Source organism: Paractinoplanes bogorensis (assembly GCF_018829635.1).
GTDB lineage: Bacteria > Actinomycetota > Actinomycetes > Mycobacteriales > Micromonosporaceae > Actinoplanes > Actinoplanes bogorensis.
Genome location: NZ_JAHKKG010000008.1, coordinates 22,443 through 41,344, shown reverse-complemented (window position 1 = coordinate 41,344; position 18,902 = coordinate 22,443). Strand labels below are relative to the sequence as shown.

The 18,902-nt window shown below is 70.4% G+C and carries 19 protein-coding genes; 8 read left to right on the top strand and 11 right to left on the bottom strand.

What is annotated here, in order from left to right; translation table 11 throughout:
- Window positions 1-48: 48 nt before the first annotated feature.
- Both KOI35_RS25700 and KOI35_RS25695 read left to right on the top strand, forming a co-directional pair.
- Window positions 49-492 carry a hypothetical protein gene (locus tag KOI35_RS25700; protein WP_215791005.1) on the top strand — a complete coding sequence of 148 codons (444 nt, stop codon included), beginning with the start codon at window positions 49-51 and terminating at the stop codon, window positions 490-492.
- Between the two features lie 87 nt (window positions 493-579).
- Window positions 580-2,034: a GGDEF domain-containing protein gene (locus KOI35_RS25695; RefSeq protein ID WP_215791003.1), complete on the top strand. Its 1,455-nt coding sequence runs from the start codon at window positions 580-582 to the stop codon at window positions 2,032-2,034.
- Here the strand turns inward: KOI35_RS25695 and lexA are convergent.
- The 5 genes from lexA to KOI35_RS49010 form a co-directional block, all read right to left on the bottom strand.
- Window positions 2,014-2,655: a transcriptional repressor LexA gene (gene lexA / locus KOI35_RS25690; RefSeq protein WP_215791001.1), complete on the bottom strand. Its 642-nt coding sequence runs from the start codon at window positions 2,653-2,655 to the stop codon at window positions 2,014-2,016. The two genes, KOI35_RS25695 and lexA, sit on opposite strands and share 21 nt — an antisense overlap.
- Window positions 2,656-3,555, bottom strand: coding sequence for a TIGR03619 family F420-dependent LLM class oxidoreductase (locus KOI35_RS25685; RefSeq protein ID WP_215790978.1), 900 nt, complete (start codon window positions 3,553-3,555; stop codon window positions 2,656-2,658). It lies immediately after the preceding gene.
- Between the two features lie 10 nt (window positions 3,556-3,565).
- Window positions 3,566-4,249 carry a GAF and ANTAR domain-containing protein gene (locus KOI35_RS25680; RefSeq protein ID WP_215790977.1) on the bottom strand — a complete coding sequence of 228 codons (684 nt, stop codon included), beginning with the start codon at window positions 4,247-4,249 and terminating at the stop codon, window positions 3,566-3,568.
- A gap of 12 nt (window positions 4,250-4,261) precedes the next feature.
- Complete coding sequence (locus KOI35_RS25675) at window positions 4,262-4,978, bottom strand: SigB/SigF/SigG family RNA polymerase sigma factor (protein WP_215791614.1); 717 nt, start codon at window positions 4,976-4,978, stop codon at window positions 4,262-4,264.
- A gap of 213 nt (window positions 4,979-5,191) precedes the next feature.
- Window positions 5,192-5,647 carry an ANTAR domain-containing protein gene (locus tag KOI35_RS49010; RefSeq protein WP_215790974.1) on the bottom strand — a complete coding sequence of 152 codons (456 nt, stop codon included), beginning with the start codon at window positions 5,645-5,647 and terminating at the stop codon, window positions 5,192-5,194.
- 193 nt (window positions 5,648-5,840) lie between these two features.
- Here KOI35_RS49010 and KOI35_RS25665 point away from each other — a divergent pair, with 193 nt between their 5' ends.
- A complete protein-coding gene (locus tag KOI35_RS25665) occupies window positions 5,841-7,196 on the top strand; it encodes a DUF1996 domain-containing protein (protein WP_215790972.1) in 1,356 nt (451 codons plus the stop codon).
- Here KOI35_RS25665 and KOI35_RS25660 read toward each other — a convergent pair.
- Window positions 7,156-8,481 (bottom strand): cytochrome P450, encoded by a 1,326-nt coding sequence (locus tag KOI35_RS25660; RefSeq protein WP_215790970.1) that lies wholly within the window; start codon window positions 8,479-8,481, stop codon window positions 7,156-7,158. The genes KOI35_RS25665 and KOI35_RS25660 overlap by 41 nt on opposite strands.
- Window positions 8,482-8,562: 81 nt before the next feature.
- Between KOI35_RS25660 and KOI35_RS25655 the strand changes: the two genes are divergently transcribed.
- Window positions 8,563-9,150: a TetR/AcrR family transcriptional regulator gene (locus KOI35_RS25655; protein ID WP_215790958.1), complete on the top strand. Its 588-nt coding sequence runs from the start codon at window positions 8,563-8,565 to the stop codon at window positions 9,148-9,150.
- 2 nt (window positions 9,151-9,152) lie between these two features.
- Here KOI35_RS25655 and KOI35_RS25650 read toward each other — a convergent pair whose 3' ends face one another.
- On the bottom strand, window positions 9,153-9,890 hold the full coding sequence (locus tag KOI35_RS25650; RefSeq protein ID WP_215790956.1) for a CPBP family intramembrane glutamic endopeptidase: 738 nt from the start codon (window positions 9,888-9,890) through the stop codon (window positions 9,153-9,155).
- A 12-nt stretch (window positions 9,891-9,902) separates the two neighbouring features.
- Complete coding sequence (locus KOI35_RS25645) at window positions 9,903-10,739, bottom strand: helix-turn-helix transcriptional regulator (protein WP_215790955.1); 837 nt, start codon at window positions 10,737-10,739, stop codon at window positions 9,903-9,905.
- Between the two features lie 102 nt (window positions 10,740-10,841).
- Here KOI35_RS25645 and KOI35_RS25640 point away from each other — a divergent pair, with 102 nt between their 5' ends.
- Entirely contained in the window at window positions 10,842-11,840 is a 999-nt protein-coding gene (locus KOI35_RS25640) for an aldo/keto reductase (protein WP_215790952.1), read from the top strand.
- Window positions 11,841-11,986: 146 nt separating this feature from the next.
- A complete protein-coding gene (locus tag KOI35_RS25635) occupies window positions 11,987-13,285 on the top strand; it encodes a hypothetical protein (RefSeq protein WP_215790950.1) in 1,299 nt (432 codons plus the stop codon).
- Here the strand turns inward: KOI35_RS25635 and KOI35_RS25630 are convergent.
- The 3 genes from KOI35_RS25630 to KOI35_RS25620 are packed head-to-tail and all read right to left on the bottom strand — an operon-like array spanning window position 13,282 to window position 16,786.
- Window positions 13,282-13,578, bottom strand: coding sequence for a hypothetical protein (locus tag KOI35_RS25630; protein ID WP_215790949.1), 297 nt, complete (start codon window positions 13,576-13,578; stop codon window positions 13,282-13,284). The genes KOI35_RS25635 and KOI35_RS25630 overlap by 4 nt on opposite strands.
- A 27-nt stretch (window positions 13,579-13,605) precedes the next feature.
- Window positions 13,606-14,961 (bottom strand): M1 family metallopeptidase, encoded by a 1,356-nt coding sequence (locus KOI35_RS25625; RefSeq protein ID WP_215790947.1) that lies wholly within the window; start codon window positions 14,959-14,961, stop codon window positions 13,606-13,608.
- 55 nt (window positions 14,962-15,016) lie between these two features.
- A complete protein-coding gene (locus tag KOI35_RS25620) occupies window positions 15,017-16,786 on the bottom strand; it encodes a sigma-54-dependent Fis family transcriptional regulator (protein WP_215790945.1) in 1,770 nt (589 codons plus the stop codon).
- Between the two features lie 117 nt (window positions 16,787-16,903).
- On the opposite strand from KOI35_RS25620, the gene KOI35_RS25615 reads away from it, so the two are divergent.
- Window positions 16,904-17,140 (top strand): hypothetical protein, encoded by a 237-nt coding sequence (locus tag KOI35_RS25615; RefSeq protein ID WP_215790942.1) that lies wholly within the window; start codon window positions 16,904-16,906, stop codon window positions 17,138-17,140.
- Window positions 17,141-17,243: 103 nt separating this feature from the next.
- Window positions 17,244-18,899 carry a ferritin family protein gene (locus KOI35_RS25610; protein WP_246613789.1) on the top strand — a complete coding sequence of 552 codons (1,656 nt, stop codon included), beginning with the start codon at window positions 17,244-17,246 and terminating at the stop codon, window positions 18,897-18,899.
- Window positions 18,900-18,902: the final 3 nt, after the last annotated feature.

Here is an 18,902-nt window from a genome sequence, read left to right as displayed (position 1 = left end):
AAGTGACCCGCAACGAAGCTTGCGACCACTTCACGGACGGAGACGACGGTGACCGCCGAACCGCGTACGACCAGCCAGCCCTGGCTCAGCCCTTCTACGCCGGCCGCCGCGCGTCACGTGCACCAGGCCCCGCTCCAGGGCGGCGGCCCGGGCCTGGCCCAGCGGTACCAGGCCTCGGAGCGTCCGTCGGCCCGCCCGCTGTTCGGGGCCGCGCCCGCGCCGGCCTACCCGTCGCAGGGCGGCCAGCAGACGGTCACCTTCGCCGGGCCGGGGGTCCGGACGCCGTCCGTGTGGCCGGTCGTGCTGTGGACGCTGTTCGCCTTTGTCGCCGGGAGCATCTCGGCCGCGCGCCGGGCCCGCAAGGCCGAGCGGATGGGCATGCCGGGCACCCCGTACTGGACCGCCTTCGGCATCACCTCGGCGATCAGCATCGGACTCGGCCTGGTCCTCTACCTGATCCAGTTCGCCGCCTTCGGACTTTCCACTCACTGAATACCAAAACGGGCGAGTGACTAAGTTCTGCCCCGAACCGGCCGATGGCTGGACCGTGGGGTGTCACCGGGCGCGAGGCGTGAGCCGATGAGCAGACGCGGCTGGTGGATCTACGGAACCGCGATCACGATCGCGGCCGCCGCCTATCTTTACGCGCCCGAGAACGGTGGCTGGGCGAGGGGCCTCCAGCTCGCACCCGACTTCGTCATGACCGGCGCCATGCTGGTGGGCCTGCGCTTCGTGCCGGCCCGCGACCGGGCGCCCTGGTTCTGCTTCGTCCTGGCGCTGGTCGCGACGGCGATGGCGACCCTCTCCACCGTGGTGGGCCTCGATTGGGTGCCGGGCGACCTCCCGGACGTCGCCGACCTGCTCTATCTCGCGTTCTACCCGATCGTGGCGGCCGGCCTGGTGCTGATGGTCCGCCAGTCGCAGCGTCGCATCGACTGGGCCGCGGTCGTGGACGCGTTCACCGTCACCGCCGGCATCGGGCTGCTCGCCTGGTCGTACGCGATCGCGCCGAGCCTGCGCGACGACTCGACCTCGATGACGAGCCGGCTGGTCGCCGCCGCTTACCCGGTCGCCGACCTGCTGCTTCTGGCGATGACGATCGTGCTGGTGCGCAGCAACGGCCGCGAGGGACGCCGGGCGCCGACGCTGGTCGCCATCGCGATCGGCGGCTACCTGGCCGGCGACTGCGCCTGGGTGCTGCTGCGCAACCTCAACGACGGCTGGGCCGACATCGCGTGGGTCAACCGGGCGATCAACGTCGAGTACCAGCTCTCGCTGCTCGTGCTCACGCTCGCGATCCTCTGGCCCCAGGTGCGCGGCGACGGCGGGGGCGCGGGCTCGGTGTCGCACCTGAGCCGGCCGCAGCTAGCCGGGCTCACCCTGGCCATGCTGATGTCGCCCGCCTTGCTCATCACCCAGGAGCTCACCGACGGCATCGTCGACGGGCTGGCCATCGGCATCGGGTCGGCGATCATGTTCCTGCTCGTCATGGTCCGCTTCACCCAGCTGCTGCGACAGTCCGAGCGGCAGGCCCAGCTGGTGCGCGAGCTGTCCCGGCGCGACGAGCTGACCGGCCTGCCCAACCGCCGGGTCTGGGGCGAGGAGTTCCCGGCCTTCCTGCGCCGGGCCGCGGCCGACCGGGTCCCGGTCGCCGTCTGCATGATCGACCTCGACCATTTCAAGGCGTTCAACGACACCTACGGCCACCCGGCCGGTGACCGCCTGCTGCAGACCGCCGCCCGCGCCTGGGAGCAGGAGCTGCGCGCCTACGACCTGCTGGCCCGCTACGGCGGCGAGGAGTTCATCCTGCTGCTGACCGGTTCGGCGATCGAGGACGCGATGGGCGTCGTCGACCGGCTGCGCGACGTGACGCCGCTCGATCAGACCTTCTCGGCCGGGATGGCGGTGTGGGACTACGAGGAGACCTCGGACGATCTCGTCGCGCGCGCCGACGTCGCCCTCTACGCGGCCAAGGCCGGCGGCCGCAACCGAACGTGCCTGGCGGAGGAACCGCTACGTACGGCGCAGAACTGAGACAACCTTTCCCAGTACGACCGCATGGTCGCCGTCGATGTCCGGGTAGGCGGGGTTACGCGGCTCCAGCACGACGTGACCGCCCCGGCGCCGGTACACCTTCACCGTCGCCTCCTCGTCGATCATGGCGGCCACGATGTCGCCGTTGAACGCCTCGGGCTGCTGCTTCACCACGACGATGTCGCCGTCGCAGATCGCCGCGTCGATCATCGAGTCGCCGCGGACCCGCAGCCCGAACAGGGTGCCCCGGCCGACCAGGTCGCGCGGCAGCGGCAGCACCTCGTCGGAGTTCTGCTCGGCCAGGATCGGCGTGCCGGCCGCGATGTCGCCCAGCACCGGCACCCCGACCGTCGGCTCGGAGCGCTGGTGGGGCACCGGGTTCAGGAACATCCGTACGTCAATCGGCCGGGTCGCCCGCCCCCGGCGCAGAAATCCGAGCTCCTCGAGGGCGCGCAGGTGCCGTCCCACGGTCGAGGCGGAGACGAGGCCGAGCTCGTCGGCGATCTCGCGGGTCGACGGCGAGTAGCCGTGGCGCTGCGCCCACCGCTGGATCACGGCCAGAACCTGACGTTGCCGCTCGGTCAGGTTCGACGTGTCGTAGTAGTCCTCGTCGGGCAGCACTCAGTGATCTTGCCGGATCGCGGGCAGAGCCTCGCGGAGGCGCGCCGCGGCCTCGAGCAACTCGTCCAGGTGGTTCGCGGCCGACGGCAGCGTCACATAGACGTGCTCCACCCCGGCCTCGGCCAGCGCCGCGATGTCGTCGACGGCCCGCTCCAGCTGCGTCAGGTCGCGCACACCGACCTGAAAGATCACCCCGATCCCGTACGGGTCCCGGCCGTGACCCGCCGCCATCTCCCGCAGCCGGGCCAGCGTCTCCCCGACCCGCGCGGCCGGCATCCCGGTGGGCAGCCACCCGTCGGCCCGCCGGGCGATCCGCCGCAACGCCGCCTCGCTTGCCCCGCCGAGCACGACCGGGATGCGCCGGGCCGGCTTCGGGTTGATCCGGGCCGGCGCGATCCGGTAACGCCCGTTGCCGTACGTGACCGGGTCGGGCCCCCACACCGCGGCGGCGACGTCGAGGAACTCGTCGAGCGCGGCGCCCCGCTCGGCGATCGGCCGGGGCGCCGCCGCCTCGAACTCGTCGGACGACCAGCCCGCGCCGAGCCCGGCGATCAGCCGTCCGCCGCTCGCGGTGTCGAGCGCGGCCAGCGACTTGGCCAGCCGCACAGGCGTGTAGAGCGGCGGCACCAGCACGCCCGTGCCCAGCTCGGCCCGCTCGGTCACGGCGGCGGCCAAGGTCAGCGTGACCAGCGGGTCGGTCGTCTCGCCGTAGCGCACCGGCCACGGCACCCCGGGCATCCCGTAGAGGCCGTGGGCACCGCTCTGGTCCTCGGGCATCAGGAGCCGGTCGTACGCCCACAGACTGTCGTACCCGAGGCGTTCGGCCTCGCGGGCGAACGTGGTCACGTCGTTCGCGAGGTCGTAGTTCGTGGTCTGCGGGAGATTGACGCCGATCTTCACCCGGCCGACGTTACCGGGGCCGGGACGCCCGGGCCACCAGCGCCGCGGCGACGTCGCGGAGCTTGCGGTTGGCGTGCTGCGACAGCTTGCTCAGCCGTTCGAACGCCTCGTCCGGCGTGCACCGCTGCTCGGCCATGATGATGCCTTTGGCCTGCTCGATGGTGGCCCGCTGGGCCATCGCCTCGCGCATCTGCCGGGCCAGCGCCGCGGTCTCGTCGTAGGACTGCGCGTTGGCCAGGGCGACCGCCGCGAAGCCGGCGAACTCCTGGGCGACCGCGATCGCCTCGGCGTCGAACGCGGCGGGCTCGAGCGAGTAGAGGTTGAGCGCGCCGGTGACCACCTCCTGCACCGGCAGGCCGACCGACAGGATGCTGCGCGCCCCGGCCGCGGTGGCCCGCTTCAGGTAGGCCGGCCAGCGCTCCTCGGTGGTGGTGTCGGGCACCGAGACGACCGTCGTGGTCGCCGCCGCTTCGAGGCAGGGACCACCCTCGTTCTCGTACTGCCACTCGTCGAGCACCTTGGCCAGGTCACCGGTGCAGGCGGCACTGCCCGAGCGGCGGGCGCCGACCAGGGTCACCGAGGCCGCGTCGACGCCGCCGATCGCCTCGCGGGCCAGCGTGGCCACCCGCAGCAGCACCTCGTCGAGCGAGGTCTCGCTCAGCCGGATGCGCCCGAGCTCCTCGAACGCATCCATCCGGGCCACCTCTCAGCCGTCACCGTTCAGTTCAGCACGTAACTTACGCAACGCGTGCGCCAGGATCCGCGACACGTGCATCTGCGAGACGCCCATCCGCTCGGCGATCTTCGTCTGGGTCAGTTCGCCGTAGAACCGGAGAATCACGATGGTGCGCTCGCGCTCGGTCAGGCATTCCATGGCGGGCGGCAACGAAACCTCGAAGTCGGTGCGGGCATAGCCGGCGTCCTCCCCGCCGAGCGCATCGCCCAGCTGCGCGCCGCCCTCGTCACCGATCGGGGTGCTGAGCGAGTCGGGACGATAGGCGTGACCGGCCTCGAGCGCCTCCAGGATCTCCTCCTCGCCCGCGCCGAGGTGGGCCGAGAGGTCGGCCACGGTCGGCGCGCGGGTCAGCGTGTGCTCGAGCTCGCTGCGGGCGGCGCCGATCGCCATGCGGAGCTCCTGGAGCCGGCGCGGGATGCGCATCGTCCAGCTGCGGTCGCGGAAGTAGCGCTTGACCTCGCCGAGGATCGTCGGGATGGCGTACCCGACGAACTCGACGCCGCGGTCCGGGTCGTAGCGGTCGATCGCCTTGATCAGGCCGACCGTGGCCGTCTGGACCAGGTCGTCGAACGGTTCGCCGCGCTGGGCGTAGCGGCGGGTGAGCCGGTTGGCCATCGGCAGCCAGGCCTCGATCGCCTGCGCGCGCAGGGCCGGGCGGTCCGGGTGGTCCTCGGGGAGCGCGGCCATGGCCTCGAGGAGCGCGGTGGCCCGCACGTCCTCCTCGGTGACCTGTCGGGTAAGTGTGGTCACGGGTCTCCTCCACAGCACGCTGCCGCGGCCGGGACACCCTCGGGCGAGCGCGTCGAACCGCGACGGCGTAATCGCACGTCGGGCTCGGCGCCTTCTTCACCGATTAGCCGGACGCTACCCGAACGACCAGTCGGCTGCCAACCAAAAGTACTAGTTCACTCCCCTACGTACGGGGGCCAGATCGGCGACGAGCGCAGCCGCCACGTCCCGCACCTTGTGGTTGCTGTCCTGCGAGGCCCTGGTCAGAAAGGCGAACGCCTCGTCCGGCTTGCACCGGCGCTGCGCCATGATCACGCCCTTGGCCTGCTCGATCACGGCCCGGCTGGACATCGCCTCACGCAACTGGGCGGCCAGGGTGACAGCGTGGAAATAGGCGTGGGCGTTCGCGATGGCCACGGCCGCCCAGCCAGCAAAGGCTTTTGCCCGTACGGCGTCCTCGTCCTCGAACTCGTCGCCGGCGCGGCCGTAGATGTCGAGGGTGCCGGTGACCTCGGCCGAGATCGGCAACTCGAGCGACAAAGCCTTGACGGCCTCCGGGTCGCCGGAGAAGGTGGCCGGTCCGTCTTCTCCGGTCAGGCTGATCGATACGGCTTCGGCGCCGGGCACGGCGGCACAGGCGAGGCACCGGCGTCGGCCGATCGCGCGCCGACCTCGAACGGTCAGGCTCGGGAAGCGCTTCCCGAGTATCAGCGCTTGTTTCCGCACATGGCGAAGATCAAAGGTTGCGAATGTTGAGAGAGCGCTTTCTCACGCCGATACTCCGGGAGCACCCGATCCCCCACTCCCTGAAGGGAGCGTCATGCATTCATCCCCAAGAATCCGTAGTCTGCTCGTCGCGACCCTCGCCGCCGCCGCGACCGTCCTCGTCGCGAGCTCGGGCCCGGCGAACGCGGCGACCGTCACGGTGCAGGCCGAGGCGTACGCGGCCCAGTCCGGCGCCCAGGTCGAGGCCACTGCCGACAGCGGCGGCGGGCAAAATGTCGCCTACCTGGCCGAGGGCGACTGGCTGCGCTACGACAACGTCGACCTCGGCGCGGCCGGCTCGCTGCCGGTCTCGGCGCGGGTGGCCTCGGCCGTCGGCGGCGGGCGCATCGAGCTGCGGACCGGCTCGGCCACCGGGCCGCTGCTGGCCCAGTTCGCGATCACCTCGACCGGCGGCTGGCAGGCCTGGTCGACGCTGAGCGCCACCGCCGCCTCGTCCCCGGGCGGCGTCCGCAGCGTCTTCGCCGTGCTGCGCAACAGCACCGGCGGCGACTTCGTCAACATCAACTGGTTCTCGTTCGGCAGCGGCGCGAGCAGCGGCGCCGGGTGGGTGCCGATCGACGCCGCGGCCTGGAACGCGCAGCTCGCCCAATATCGGGCGCTGACCCCGCGGGCGGTGCCGGCCAACACCGTACGGGTGCCGGAATTCAACGCGACCTGCGCCTACAGCCACTCCAAGCCGGACGACCCGATCGTCTTCCCCGGCATGGCCGGCGCCTCGCACATGCACTCGTTCCTCGGCAACACGAGCACCAACGCCGCTACGACGACCCAGACGCTGCTGGCCAACGCCGGCACCAGCTGCCGCCCGTCGCCCGACCTGTCGGCGTACTGGATCCCGACGCTCTATCAGGGTGACCAGGTGATCGAGCCCAAGGACGTGGTCGTCTACTACGGATCGCGGCTCACCGACCCGTCGGTCACGGTGCCCTTCCCCCAGGGCTTCCGCATGATCGCCGGCGACGCCAAGCTGCAGACCCCGACCCCGGACGGCTCGGTCAACGCGTTCTACTGCGCCGGCCCCGGTGGTCAGATCGGCCGCAGCGCCGACGGCAACTGGCCGGTCTGCGCCCCGACCGCGGTGCTGATGTTCCACCTGGTCTTCCAGGACTGCTGGGACGGCCGCAACCTGGACAGCCCGACCCACAAGGCGCACGTGTCCTACAGCTACGACGGCACCTGCCGCGGCGACTACCCGGTCGCCATCCCCAACCTGTCCTTCCTCATCGCCTACCCGACCAGCGGCACCCCGGCCGGCTTCCGGCTGGCGTCCGGCATGGCCTCCTCGATGCACGGTGACGCGTTCATGGCCTGGGACAACCGGGCCCAGGGGGAGCGCGTGAAGAACTGCATCACGCAGAAGGCGAAGTGCAACACCGAAGGGAACTTCTAGTCGGCTGAACGGGGCGGCGTCGCACCACCGCGACGCCGCCCCGCGCCGGGGCCACCGCGATGCCGCGGCTGTGCGCGCGTTCCGGCGCGTCGGTGGTCGGCTCGAGCACGAAATCGCGCAGGATCGTGCGCAGCACCACCCGCATCTCGAGCGAGGCGAACGCCGCCCCGATGCAGCGCCGCACGCCACCGCCGAACGGGATCCACCCGGCCAGGTCGGCCCGCGGGCCGGCGAAGCGCTCCGGGTCGAAGCGGCCGGGCTCGGCGAAAAGCTCGCCGTCGTCGTGCAGCAGCGCGATGCACGCCGTGACCACCGTGCCCCGGGGAAGCGTCCAGCGGCCGATCGTGAGCGACTCGGCGCGCACCTGGCGTGAGGTCAGCTCGATCACCGGCCGGACCCGCTGCACCTCGATCATCGTCGCGTCGAGGAACGCGTCGTCGTCCAGCTTCTTCAGCACGTCGGGGTGCCGTCGCAGCCGCTCGACGGCCCAGGCCAGGGTGGTCGCCGTCGTCTCGTGCCCGGCCGTGAGCAGGGTGAGCAGCTGGTCGGCGATCTGCGCGCGGCTCATCGGCGAACCGTCGTCGTAGCGGGCCTGCACCAGCATGGCCAGCACGTCGTCCCGCTCGGCCAGGCGCGGATCGTCCGTGGCCCGCTCGACGAGCACGTCGACGATCTCGTCGTAGCGCTTCCGGTGACGATCGAACCGGGCGCCCGGACCGTATCCCGCCCAGTCGCGGCGCAGCACCGGCAGCACGGCGAGCACCGACCCCAGCCGTACGGCCTGGGGCAGCAACCGGCGCAGCTCGTCCAGCTCGGCCCCGTCGGCTCCGAAGACGGCGCGCAGGATCACGTTGAGCGTGATGCGCATGGTCGACGGCATCACCGGGAACGGCCGCCCCTCCGGCCATGACGCCGTCTCCCGCCGCGTCTCTTCTTCGATCATTTCCTCGTACGCCCGCAGCCGGCGCCCGTGGAACGGAGGAGTGAGCAGTTTGCGCTGCCGCCGGTGCTCGTCCCCGGTGATCGCGAAGAACGATCCGGGGCCCAGCACCGAGCCGAGGTTCGCGTCCGGTGTGTCGGCCACGTCGGGCGGGGTCTGGAAGAGCTCCCGGACCTCGGCCGGGTCGGCCAGCATGACCATCCGCCCGAGGTTCATCGACTCGACCGTGAAGGCCGACCCGTACCGCCGGCGGAGCCGCTCCATGGCGTGCCGCCGGGAGATCGCGAACCGCAGCGCCTGGACGACGCGGGGGCCGCTCGGGCCATCGGGCAGGACAGTGGTCATCGTCCACCTCCGACACTCCGAATCCGTACCTTTTGCACGGTACGCTCGCGTACCAGCCCCGGACAAGGCATCCTGTGCCAAGTGACAACCACCGACGCTCCCGCCGACCACCGCCGGCGGCTGCTCGACGGACTGGCCGCGTGCATCCGTGCACAAGGTTTCCCGGACACCACTGTGGCCGACATCGTGCGGGCCGCGCGCACCTCGCGGCGCACGTTCTACGCGCACTTCGCCGATCGCCAGGAGTGCCTGGTGACCCTGCTGCACGAGACCAACCAGCGCGCGGTCGTGGCGATCGCGGCCGCCGTCGACCAGCAGGCGCCCTGGGACGACCAGGCCCGCCAGGCGATCGAGGGCTGGATCGCCTCGGTGCAGACCGACCCGCCGATCACGCTGAGCTGGATCCGCGACATCCCGGCGCTGAGCCACGAGCACGCCCGCCGCTTCCAGCGCGAGACGATGCAGGACTTCGTCGAGCTGATCCGGCAGCTCACCGACACCCCGCACCTGCGGGCGCTGGGCGTGCGGCCGGCGTCCGAACAGATGGTCACGATCCTGATCGGCGGCCTGCGCGAACTGATCGCCACCGCGGTCGAGGACGGCACGGACGTGGCCGAGATCGTCCCGGCCGCGGCCGAGGCCACCCGCCTGCTCCTCGGGCCGCGCTGACCCTAGGCGAATCTCGTCGTCGCCAGGGCGGCGGCGATCAGCAGGCCGAGGCCGTTGGTGGCCCAGTGCAGGGCGGCCGCCGCGAGCAGGCTGCCGCTGCGCCGGCGCAACTCGCACAGCAGCAGCCCGGCCAGCGCCGTGAAGGCGACCGCGCCCAGCACGGCCAGCACCCGGCCGGTCAGACCGGAGCCGACAGCCGAACCGACGGCCTGGTTGGCGGAGTTCAGGCGCAGCGACGGCAGGATGTGCCACAGCCCGAACAGCACCGACGACGTGATGCTGGCCCAGACCGCGCCGCGGTGCCGGTTGACCAGGCCGAGCAGGACGCCGCGGAAGGCGATCTCCTCGAGCAGCACGGTGCCCAGCGGGACGACGATGAACGCGGTGAGCAGGGCCGCGCCCGGGTGCAGGTGGTATCGGACGTCGTGGAACGCGGGCCGGGTCAGGGGCAGGGCGACGCCGATGGCGTACACGAGGGCCACGGCCAGAATGGCACCGATCGCATATTTGAGGCCGGGTACCAGCGTACGGCGGGAAAGCCCTAAATCATGCCAGGTGAGACCGGCTCGACGGGCGAGCAGCACCAGGACGAGCGCGACCAGCGGGCCCGCCACCAGACCGGTGTGCCGCGGACCGAACTTGTCGGCCACGTTCACCGCGGCGAGGATCAGGACGACCGCGCCGAGCAGCAGAAACAGGCGGCGACGGGAGGGATGGGGTGCTTCGGGGGCCTCAGACATGACCCGGGAAGCCTAGACGGAGAACTCCTCGATGCCGACCACGCGCAGCAGATCCAGCCGTTCGCGCGACTCGGCGTCGGCCGGGGTGAGCACCAGCAGCATCTGCCGCTGATCCGGCGTGACCAGGGTCTCGCAGTTCATGTCGAGCCGGCCGACCCGCGGATGCAGGAAGGTCTTGCGGTCGGCCCGCCGGACCCCGACCTCGTGCTCCTCCCACAGCCGGCGGAAGTCCCCGCTCTTCTCGAGCAGGGCCGAGATCAGCCGTACGACCGTGGGGTCGTCGTGCCGGCGACCGGCCACCGCCCGCAGGTCGGAGACGGTGGCGCGGGACAGGCGTTCGCGTTCCCCGGCCGGATGCAGCGCCGGGATCGCCGGGTCGGTGAACCAGCGATACACGTGATAGCGGCGGTCGCCCTGATAGCCGGTCTGATCGCCACCGAGCAGCAGCGACGCCCGGTTCTGCGCGAGGGTCTCCCCCACGTCGGAGAGCACCATGGCCGGGGTGTCGCCGAGCAGGTCGAGCATGCGCAACAGACCGGCCCGGGCCAGCGCGGCCGTCCCGTCGGCGGGCGGCGGCTGATGCCCGGCCAGGTGGAACAGGTGGTCCCGCTCGTCGTCGCTGAGCCGCAACGCCCGGGCCAGCGCCCCCAGCATCTGGGTCGACGGCTGGCTGCTGCGGCCCTGCTCGAGCCGGACCACATAGTCGGAGGACATGCCGGCCAGCATGGCCACCTCTTCGCGCCGCAACCCGGCCGTGCGGCGCCGGGGCCCGTCGGCCAGCCCCACCTCGGCCGGGCGGATCGCCTCACGCCGGCGGCGGAGGAAGTCGGCTAGCTCGTCACGCTGCATGTATCCCATCTTCGCGCTTTTCCGGGGCGGAACCAGGGAGTGGCTCTCCCCCGATAAGCGCTCCGCTCCCGCCCCCGGTCGTCCCGGCGCAAGGTGGAACCCATGAAGACACGAAACCTGGGCACCACCGGCCCCGCCGTCTCGGCTCTCGGACTCGGCGCGATGGGCATGTCGCACGGCGTCTACGGCAACCCCGAGCGCGCGGAGAGCATCGCCACCGTGCACGCCGCCCTCGACGCGGGCGTCACGCTGATCGACACCGGCGACTTCTACGGCATGGGCCACAACGAGCTGCTGCTGGCCGAGGCGCTGCGCGGCCGCCCGCGCGACAGCTACCAGCTGAGCGTGAAGTTCGGCGCGCTGCGCGGACCCGACCACTCGTGGGGCGGCAACGACGGCCGGCCCGCCGCGGTCAAGAACTTCCTGGCCTACTCGCTGAACCGGCTCGGTACCGACTACATCGACATCTACCGCCCGGCCCGCCTCGACCCGTCGGTCCCGATCGAGGACACGGTCGGCACGATCAAGGAGATGATCGACGCCGGCTTCGTCCGCCACGTGGGCCTCTCCGAGGTCGACGCGGCCACGATCCGCCGCGCCCACGCCGTCCACCCGATCGCCGACCTGCAGATCGAGTACTCGCTGATCTCCCGCGCGGTCGAGGACGAGATCCTGCCCACCCTGCGCGAACTGGGCATCGGCATGACCGCGTACGGGGTCCTCAGCCGTGGCCTGATCTCGGGCCACTGGACCGCGACCCGAGGCGGCGAGGCGGGCGACTTCCGCGGCATGAGCCCGCGCTTCTCCGGCGACAACCTCGACCACAACCTGGCCCTGGTCGAGGCCCTGCGCCGGGTGGCCGAGGCGAAGAACGCCACGGTGGCCCAGATCGCCATCGCCTGGGTGGCCGCCCAGGGCGACGACATCGTGCCGCTGGTCGGAGCCCGCACCCGCCGGCGTCTGGGCGAGGCACTGCCGGCCATCGACATCACCCTGACGGCCGACGACCTGGCCGAGATCGAGAAGGCGGTCCCGCTGGGCTCAGCCCAGGGCGACCGCTACCCGACCGCCATGATGGGCACCCTCGGCGCCGGCAACTGAATGTCGGCCCGAGCCGACCGTTCGACCAGGCAGAACTGACGGTTTCGCAAACAGCGGACCGGCCTGGGTGGTCCTCGGGTCAGCCGGTGAGCGGGCACCAGATGTCCGCTCACCGGCTGTCGCCTGGTTCACGAACGGGGTTGTCAATGACGGAGCTTTCGCCACGGGCCGACCTGCACGAGGCACCAAAGGTCACGATCAGTAACGGGCCCTGGACGCTGCACCTGCACAGAGACGCGCTCTTCGTACGCAACGACGACGCAGCGTTCGGCTCGATCGAGAAGTTCACTTTCTCCGCGGCACAGGCACCCGCTTTGGTCGCGGCGTTCGTTCAGGCCCGAAGGTCAAAGGTCGTCAAGCGTTGGTTCGTCAACGACGGCCGGCTGCCGCATGAGGAGCTGTGGAGCTACGAGGCGTCGGCTCACCATACGCTGAAACGAGTGTTCCACCCGGAGTACGAGATCGCAGCCAGGGGTGACGCGTTCCTGATCAACTACTGGGAACTGCCGTCGCTGCTGCACGTCACCGCGACGCCCGTGATGTCACCTGCAGAGAACACGCTGGGCACGTTTCCGCTCCGGCTCTCGGATCTCGATGGACAGAGGCTCACCCTTCCCCCGTCTTTCGAGCCGGAGGTGCGCGGGCGATCGGTTTTGCAATGTGTCCTGGAGTACTTGGATTCCGATTCGGAGGTCAGCCGGCAGCCGTTCCGGACCACAGCGGGTCCGCACCGCGGCGGCTGGGGCCTGCACGGGCTCGTCTGGCCCGATCTCGTGCGGCCCGGGATGCTCGTGACGGTCACTTGGGAGCCTGTGTCCGCCCAGGTCGTGGTGCGGCTGACCCGCTTGCGGAAACCGGTGTACATCAGTGACGTCGAATACCTCTTCGTGTACGACCCGAAGATAGTGACCAGAGATCTGAGTAGTGAGGTCGAGCGCGCCGGACCGTCCGACCGCGGCTGGATCCTGTCGGCCCTGCGCCGACTGGGCCATCTGTTCTACGACGGAAGTGTCACGCTCTCGGAATCGGCGATCTCCAGCGCCTGCCGCAGCGTCGGCATGCCGGCCACTCGCCTCGGGCGGGTCGGGACCACGGTCGAGCGACTGTTACGGGAAGGGCACATCAAGCGAGTGGAGGGCAGCGTCGACCGTGCAGGGCAACCCTTCTGCCCGCCGGTCCGCGGCCAGGCACCGGTGTCACTCCTGCGCTACTCTCCGCCGGTCGTCAAGGCTGGGCGCCGCAACGGCGCCCACCCAGATGCGGGCGGCCCACGGGCTGGGCACTGGGTCACTGGTTTCGTGCGGCGCCTGCCAGACGGCGCCCAGAGATCACCCGAGCAGGACCAGCTTCACCAGGAGGAGATACGGGCGGCCAGGGTCGTCGATCGACCGCTCGCACCTGGTTACACCTTTGTGCGGTCGCACCACCGACACGGCAACAATTAGCGGCGGTCGGCCACCGCGTAGGAGACGGCGGCGGTGAGGGCGGAGACGGCCAGGACGGCGGGCCAGGAGCCGATCTTTTTGGCCAGGGGGTGGGAAAGGCCGAAAGCGCCCACATAAGTCGCCACGAGCGCTCCGGTTACCGCGGGGGATGTGCGGCGGGACCACTCGCGGCCGGCCAGGAGGCCGCCTGCGGCCAGGACCGCGCCGCCCAGGGGGCGGATGCCGGTGCGGCGGGCCAGCTGCCAGCCGCCGATCAGGGAGCCCGCGGTGATCGCGGCCGTCGGAACGCGCATGTCAGGAAAAATACACCGCGCCACGGCTCACAGAGCGCGGGCCGGCTTTGACGGTGTGTAGAGCCAGGCCTGGAAGAAGGCGCCCAGGTCGCGGCCGGCGATCCGCTCGGACAGGGCGATGAACTGGGCCGTGGTGGCGTTGCCGTAGCGGTGGGCGGCCGGCCACGCGCGCAGGATGCGGAAGAACGCCGGGTCGCCCACGGTGACGCGGAGCTCCTGCAGCAGCATCGGGCCGCGGAAGTAGATCTCGGGCGTGATGACGGGGACGCCGGGGTCGCCCAGCGGGAGCGTCCACACCGTGTCGTCGTCGGGGAAGCCGTCGTAGTACTCGTCGAACGTCTGCTGGGCGGTGACTTCGCCGACGTGCTCGGACCAGAGCCACTCGGCGTAGGTGGCGAAGCCCTCGTTGAGCCAGATGTCCTGCCAGCGGGTCAGCGAGACGCTGTCGCCGAACCACTGGTGCGCGTTCTCGTGCACGATCACGTGGGCGTCGGGGCCGCGGCGGAAGGGGCTCGTTCCGTACGTGGGACGGGTCTGTGTCTCCAGTGAGTAGGGCAGCACGCCGGGTGGGGTGACGACGCCGCCCGAGGTCTCGAACGGGTAGGGGCCGAAGATGCTGCTCTCCCAGTCGATGATCTCGGCGGTGCGGCCGACGCTGGCCCGCGCGGCCGCCTCCAGGGCCGGGGTGAGCAGCTGTGAGTAGGCGACGATGGACGAGCCCTTCTGCTCCACGTCGTACTGCCCGATCGCCAGGAAGGCCAGATAGGTGGCCATGGGGTGGGCGGAGTGCCAGCTCCAGGTGGTCCAGCCGGCGGCGGCCGGGCGCCGGTGCAGCGTGCCGTTGCTGAGCGCCTCGACGCCGTCGGGGACCGTGACCGAGATGTCGAAGCGCGCCTTGTCGGCCGGGTGGTCGTTGGACGGGAACCACCACCACGCCTCTTCCGGTTCGCCGGCCGCGACCGCCCCGTCGGGCGTCCGGAACCAGGCGCTGTAACCGGGGTCGACCTCGGTCGACGGCACGCCGGAGTAGGTCACGCGGACGGTCATCGGGTGGCCGCGGCGCAGCGGACGGGCCGGCGTGACCACCAGTTCGTGGTCGCCCTGGCGCGAAAAGGCGGCGGGCCGGCCGTCGACCAGCACGGACTGCGCGTCGAGCACGAAGTCGAGGTCGAAGCGGCTGAGATCCTGGGTGGCGCGGGCCGTGATCGTGGTGGTGCCGGACAGCTCGTCGGTCGCCGGCTGATAGCGCAGGCGGATGTCGTAGTGGTCGACGTCGTAGCCGCCGTTGCCGTAGTCGGGGTAGTAGCTGTCACCGATGCCGGGCGCCCCCGGTCCGGCCGCGATCACCGCCAGGATGCTCGCGACCGCCGTCATCTGCATCATGGGCGGACGCTATCGAAGTCCGAAGATCCTTTGTGTCCCGCTAAAAAGACGGACCTCACTTGGCCGGCGACACGATCCCGTACTCGTGGATCTTGCGGTAGATCGTGGCTCGCGACATGCCCAGGGCCGCCGCCGCCTTGACCTTGTTGCCGTCCCAGTCGAGCAGACTGCGCACGATCGCGTCGCGCTCCATCGCCTCCAACGGGCTCAGCAGACGCCGCGACACCGTGCGGCACTCGGGCGGCAGATCCCGCGGCTGGATGGCACCACTACGCCGGTGCTGGACGATGTTGCGCAGCACCTGCCACAACTGCTCGATGTTGCCCGGCCAGCTCGCGCGCGACAGCATCTGCAACGCCTCCGGCGTGCACGTCAGGCGACCGTCGGGCACCAGCTTGGCCAGGAAGAACGGCACCAGCGCGGCGACGTCCTCGAGGTGGTAGCGCAGCGGCGGCAGTTCCACCGTGCTCGGGAAGAAACGCAGCAGCTCGGCCAGGTCGCCGCCGTCGTGGCGCTGGCTCAGCGTGATCGCCACCCAGGGGTACGTGCCGGCGGCGCGGGCGTCCTCCAGCATGCGGCAGAGCGTGCCCAGGTGGTCGCCGAGCCGGTCGGCGTGCCGGATCACCAGCGTGCCGGCGCTGCCCCGCAGTTCGCGGCGCACGTCGACCAGCCAGCCGCGGCCGGGTGAGGCGCCGTCGACCACGGCGAAGTGCGCGGCGGGATTGCCGTGATGGTGCACCGCGCGCAGCACCGCGAGTTTGCCGACCCCGGCCTCACCCTCCAGGGCCAGCCATTCACCGGCCGCCGCGACCGATTTGACCTGGTGGCAGCCGCGCAGCCAGAGCCCGCCCGAGCCGACCAGGCCGGGCAGGAACATCTTGGGCACGGGGGCCGGTTCCAGGCTCACGCCCATCCGGGGTTCGGCCAGCTTGACGTGCACCACTCCCCCGGTCAGCCCGCCCTCGCCGCGTACCGGACGGCAGAACATCCGGGCTTTTGTGCCGCTGGGCAGTTCGACCGTGAGCGACGCGGTCGGGTTGCGGCCGGCCAGTGCCTCGGCCGCCTGGGACAACAGCAACGACTGTTCGGCCGGGTCGAGCACGTGGCGCGCGTTGTCGTTCATCATCACGACGTCGTTGTTGAGAGCAAAGACGATTCCCGCCGTACGCCGGCAGGTGCGCAGATATTCCTGCAACAGCTCGAGCTCGCGGATGCCACTGTCGGCCAGTAACGCCTGCTGGATCTGTCCCGCCGTCGTCTTGGCCAGCGCGAGCAGCAGCGGATCGGCGTCCCGGCGCCAGCAGGTGAGGTCGACCGCGCCGACCGTCTTGCCCGAGACCGGGTGGTGGATCGGGACCCCGGCGCAGGCCAGGTCCTCCAGGTGTTCCGCGTAGTGCTCGTGGCCGAAGACCTGCATGGCCCGGCCGCCCTCGAGCGCGGTGCCGATGCCGTTGGTGCCGACGTACTCCTCGGCGTAGCTGAAGCCGGGGGCCAGGTTGACCCGGTCGAGCTGGGCGTCGAGGTCGCGGCCGGCGTCCAGGCGGGTCAGCACCAGGCCGCTCGGGTCGGTCAGGATGATGCTGATCGGCTGGCCGTCGAGGTGCTCGCGCAGATGCTGCAGCACCGGCATGGCGCTGCGGGTGAGCGGCGAGTCCAGGTCGGGGTCGCGCACATAGGACAGGTCGACCCGGTCGGCGGCCACCTTCCACCGCCGGGACCGCCACCACGACGCCAGGATCGCGTCGCGCACCTGGTGGGGGTCGACCTGTTCGGCCGTCAGGAACTGTTCCCGGGTCTTCGCTAATCGTTCGTCGCCGAGGGGCATGAGGGGTCCCCTGTCCGCAGGGGTTGTTACGGGCCTGTTTCACCATAGGCCCGGGCGGAGTGACCCCTGTCTCATGTTGAGACCCCCATCGGGTGACGACCGGGGTGGACTCGGGCGATGGAACCGGCGTCCGAGACGTTCAACCCGTGGACCGTGGTCAATCTGGTCTTTCACCACTTGGCTGCTCAGGGCCTGCATCCCGTGCTGGGCGGGGCCGATCCGGGCGCGCCCGCGGCCGAGTTGCTGCGCGCGCTCGGCATCGAACCGGCCGCCGAGGGCGATCGCCAGGTGCGAGAAAACGTGAAAAACCGCTTGGCGGAAATTCGGGCAGCCGTGTTCGAGGAAGACCGCTGACCACCCGGCACAGGGCAGCTGACTCAATGTGAGACCCCCGACACGTACGGCATGGGGTCTGATGCGCCAAGTAAGGCATGCAGCCAGAGGATAGGGAGCACTCATGAGTCGCCAGAGTGTGGCCAAGGCTCATCAGAAGATCCAGGAGCTGGCCTGGGAACCGATGTACCACCAGCCGGTCTCGCACTACGGAACGGACTACACGTTCCGCAAGGCGCAGAAGAAGGACCCGCTCAAGCAGGTGCTGCGGTCGTACTTCCCGATGCAGGAGGAGAAGGACCACCGGGTGTACGGCGCGTCGGACGGCGCGATCCGCGGCAACATGTTCCGCCAGGTGCAGGAACGCTGGCTGGAGTGGCAGAAGCTGTTCCTGTCGATCATCCCGCTGCCGGAGATCTCGGCCGCCCGCGCCATGCCGCTGCTGTTCCGCAACGTGCCCAACCCGGAACTGCACAACGGCCAGGCCATCCAGATGATCGACGAGGTACGGCACTCGACGATCCAGCAGAACCTCAAGCGCCTGTACATGAACAACTACATCGACCCGGCGGGCTTCAACTCGAGCCTGCGCAACTTCCAGAACGACTACTGCGGCACGATCGGCCGCCAGTTCGCCGAGGGTTTCATCACCGGTGACGCGATCACCGCGGCGAGCATCTACCTGACCATCGTGGCCGAGACGGCGTTCACCAACACGCTGTTCGTCGCCATGCCGGCCGAGGCCGCCGCCAACGGCGACTACCTGCTGCCGACGGTGTTCCACTCGGTGCAGTCGGACGAGTCGCGGCACATCTCCAACGGCTACGCGACGCTGCTGATGGCACTGGCCGACGAGGGCAACCACCAGCTGCTCGAGCGCGACCTGCGCTACGCCTGGTGGAACAACCACCGCGTGGTCGACGCCGCGATCGGCACGTTCATCGAGTACGGCACCAAGGACCGCCGCAAGGACCGCGAGTCGTACGCCGAGATGTGGCGCCGCTGGATCTACGACGACTACTACCGGTCGTACCTGGTCCCGCTGGAGAAGTACGGCCTGGTCATCCCGCACGACCTGATCGAGGAGTCCTGGAACCAGATCTGGAACAAGGGCTACGTGCACGAGGTGGCGCAGTTCTTCGCGACCGGCTGGCTGGCCAACTACTGGCGGATCGACCCGATGACCGACAAGGACTTCGAGTGGTTCGAGCACAAGTACCCGGGCTGGTACAACCGGTACGGCAAGTGGTGGGAGAACTACAACCGCCTGTCCACGCCGAACGGGCACCACCCGATCGTCGCCGAGGACGTCGACTACCAGTACCCGCACCGCTGCTGGACCTGCATGGTGCCGTGCCTGGTGCGCGAGGACATGGTGATGGCCGAGGTGGACGGCCAGTGGCGCACGTACTGCCACGAGGCCTGCCGCTGGACCGACGTCGAGGCGTTCCGGCCGACCTATCAGGGCCGCAACACCCCGAACATGGGCCAGCTGATCGGCGCCCGTGAGTGGGAGACGCTCTATCACGGCTGGAACTGGGCCGACGTGGTGCAGGACATGGGCTTCGTCCGCGACGACGGCAAGACGATGGTCGCGCAGCCGCACCTGAACCTGGACGACCCGAAGAAGCTGTGGACGCTGGACCACCTTCGCCGCATGCCCAACCTGCAGAGCCCGAACGTGCTGCTCAACCAGATGACCGACGAGGAACGCGCCAAGTTCCACGCCGACTACATCCGCGGCGGCCCGGCCGGGCGGCCCTACCGGGGCGACAGCTGAGTC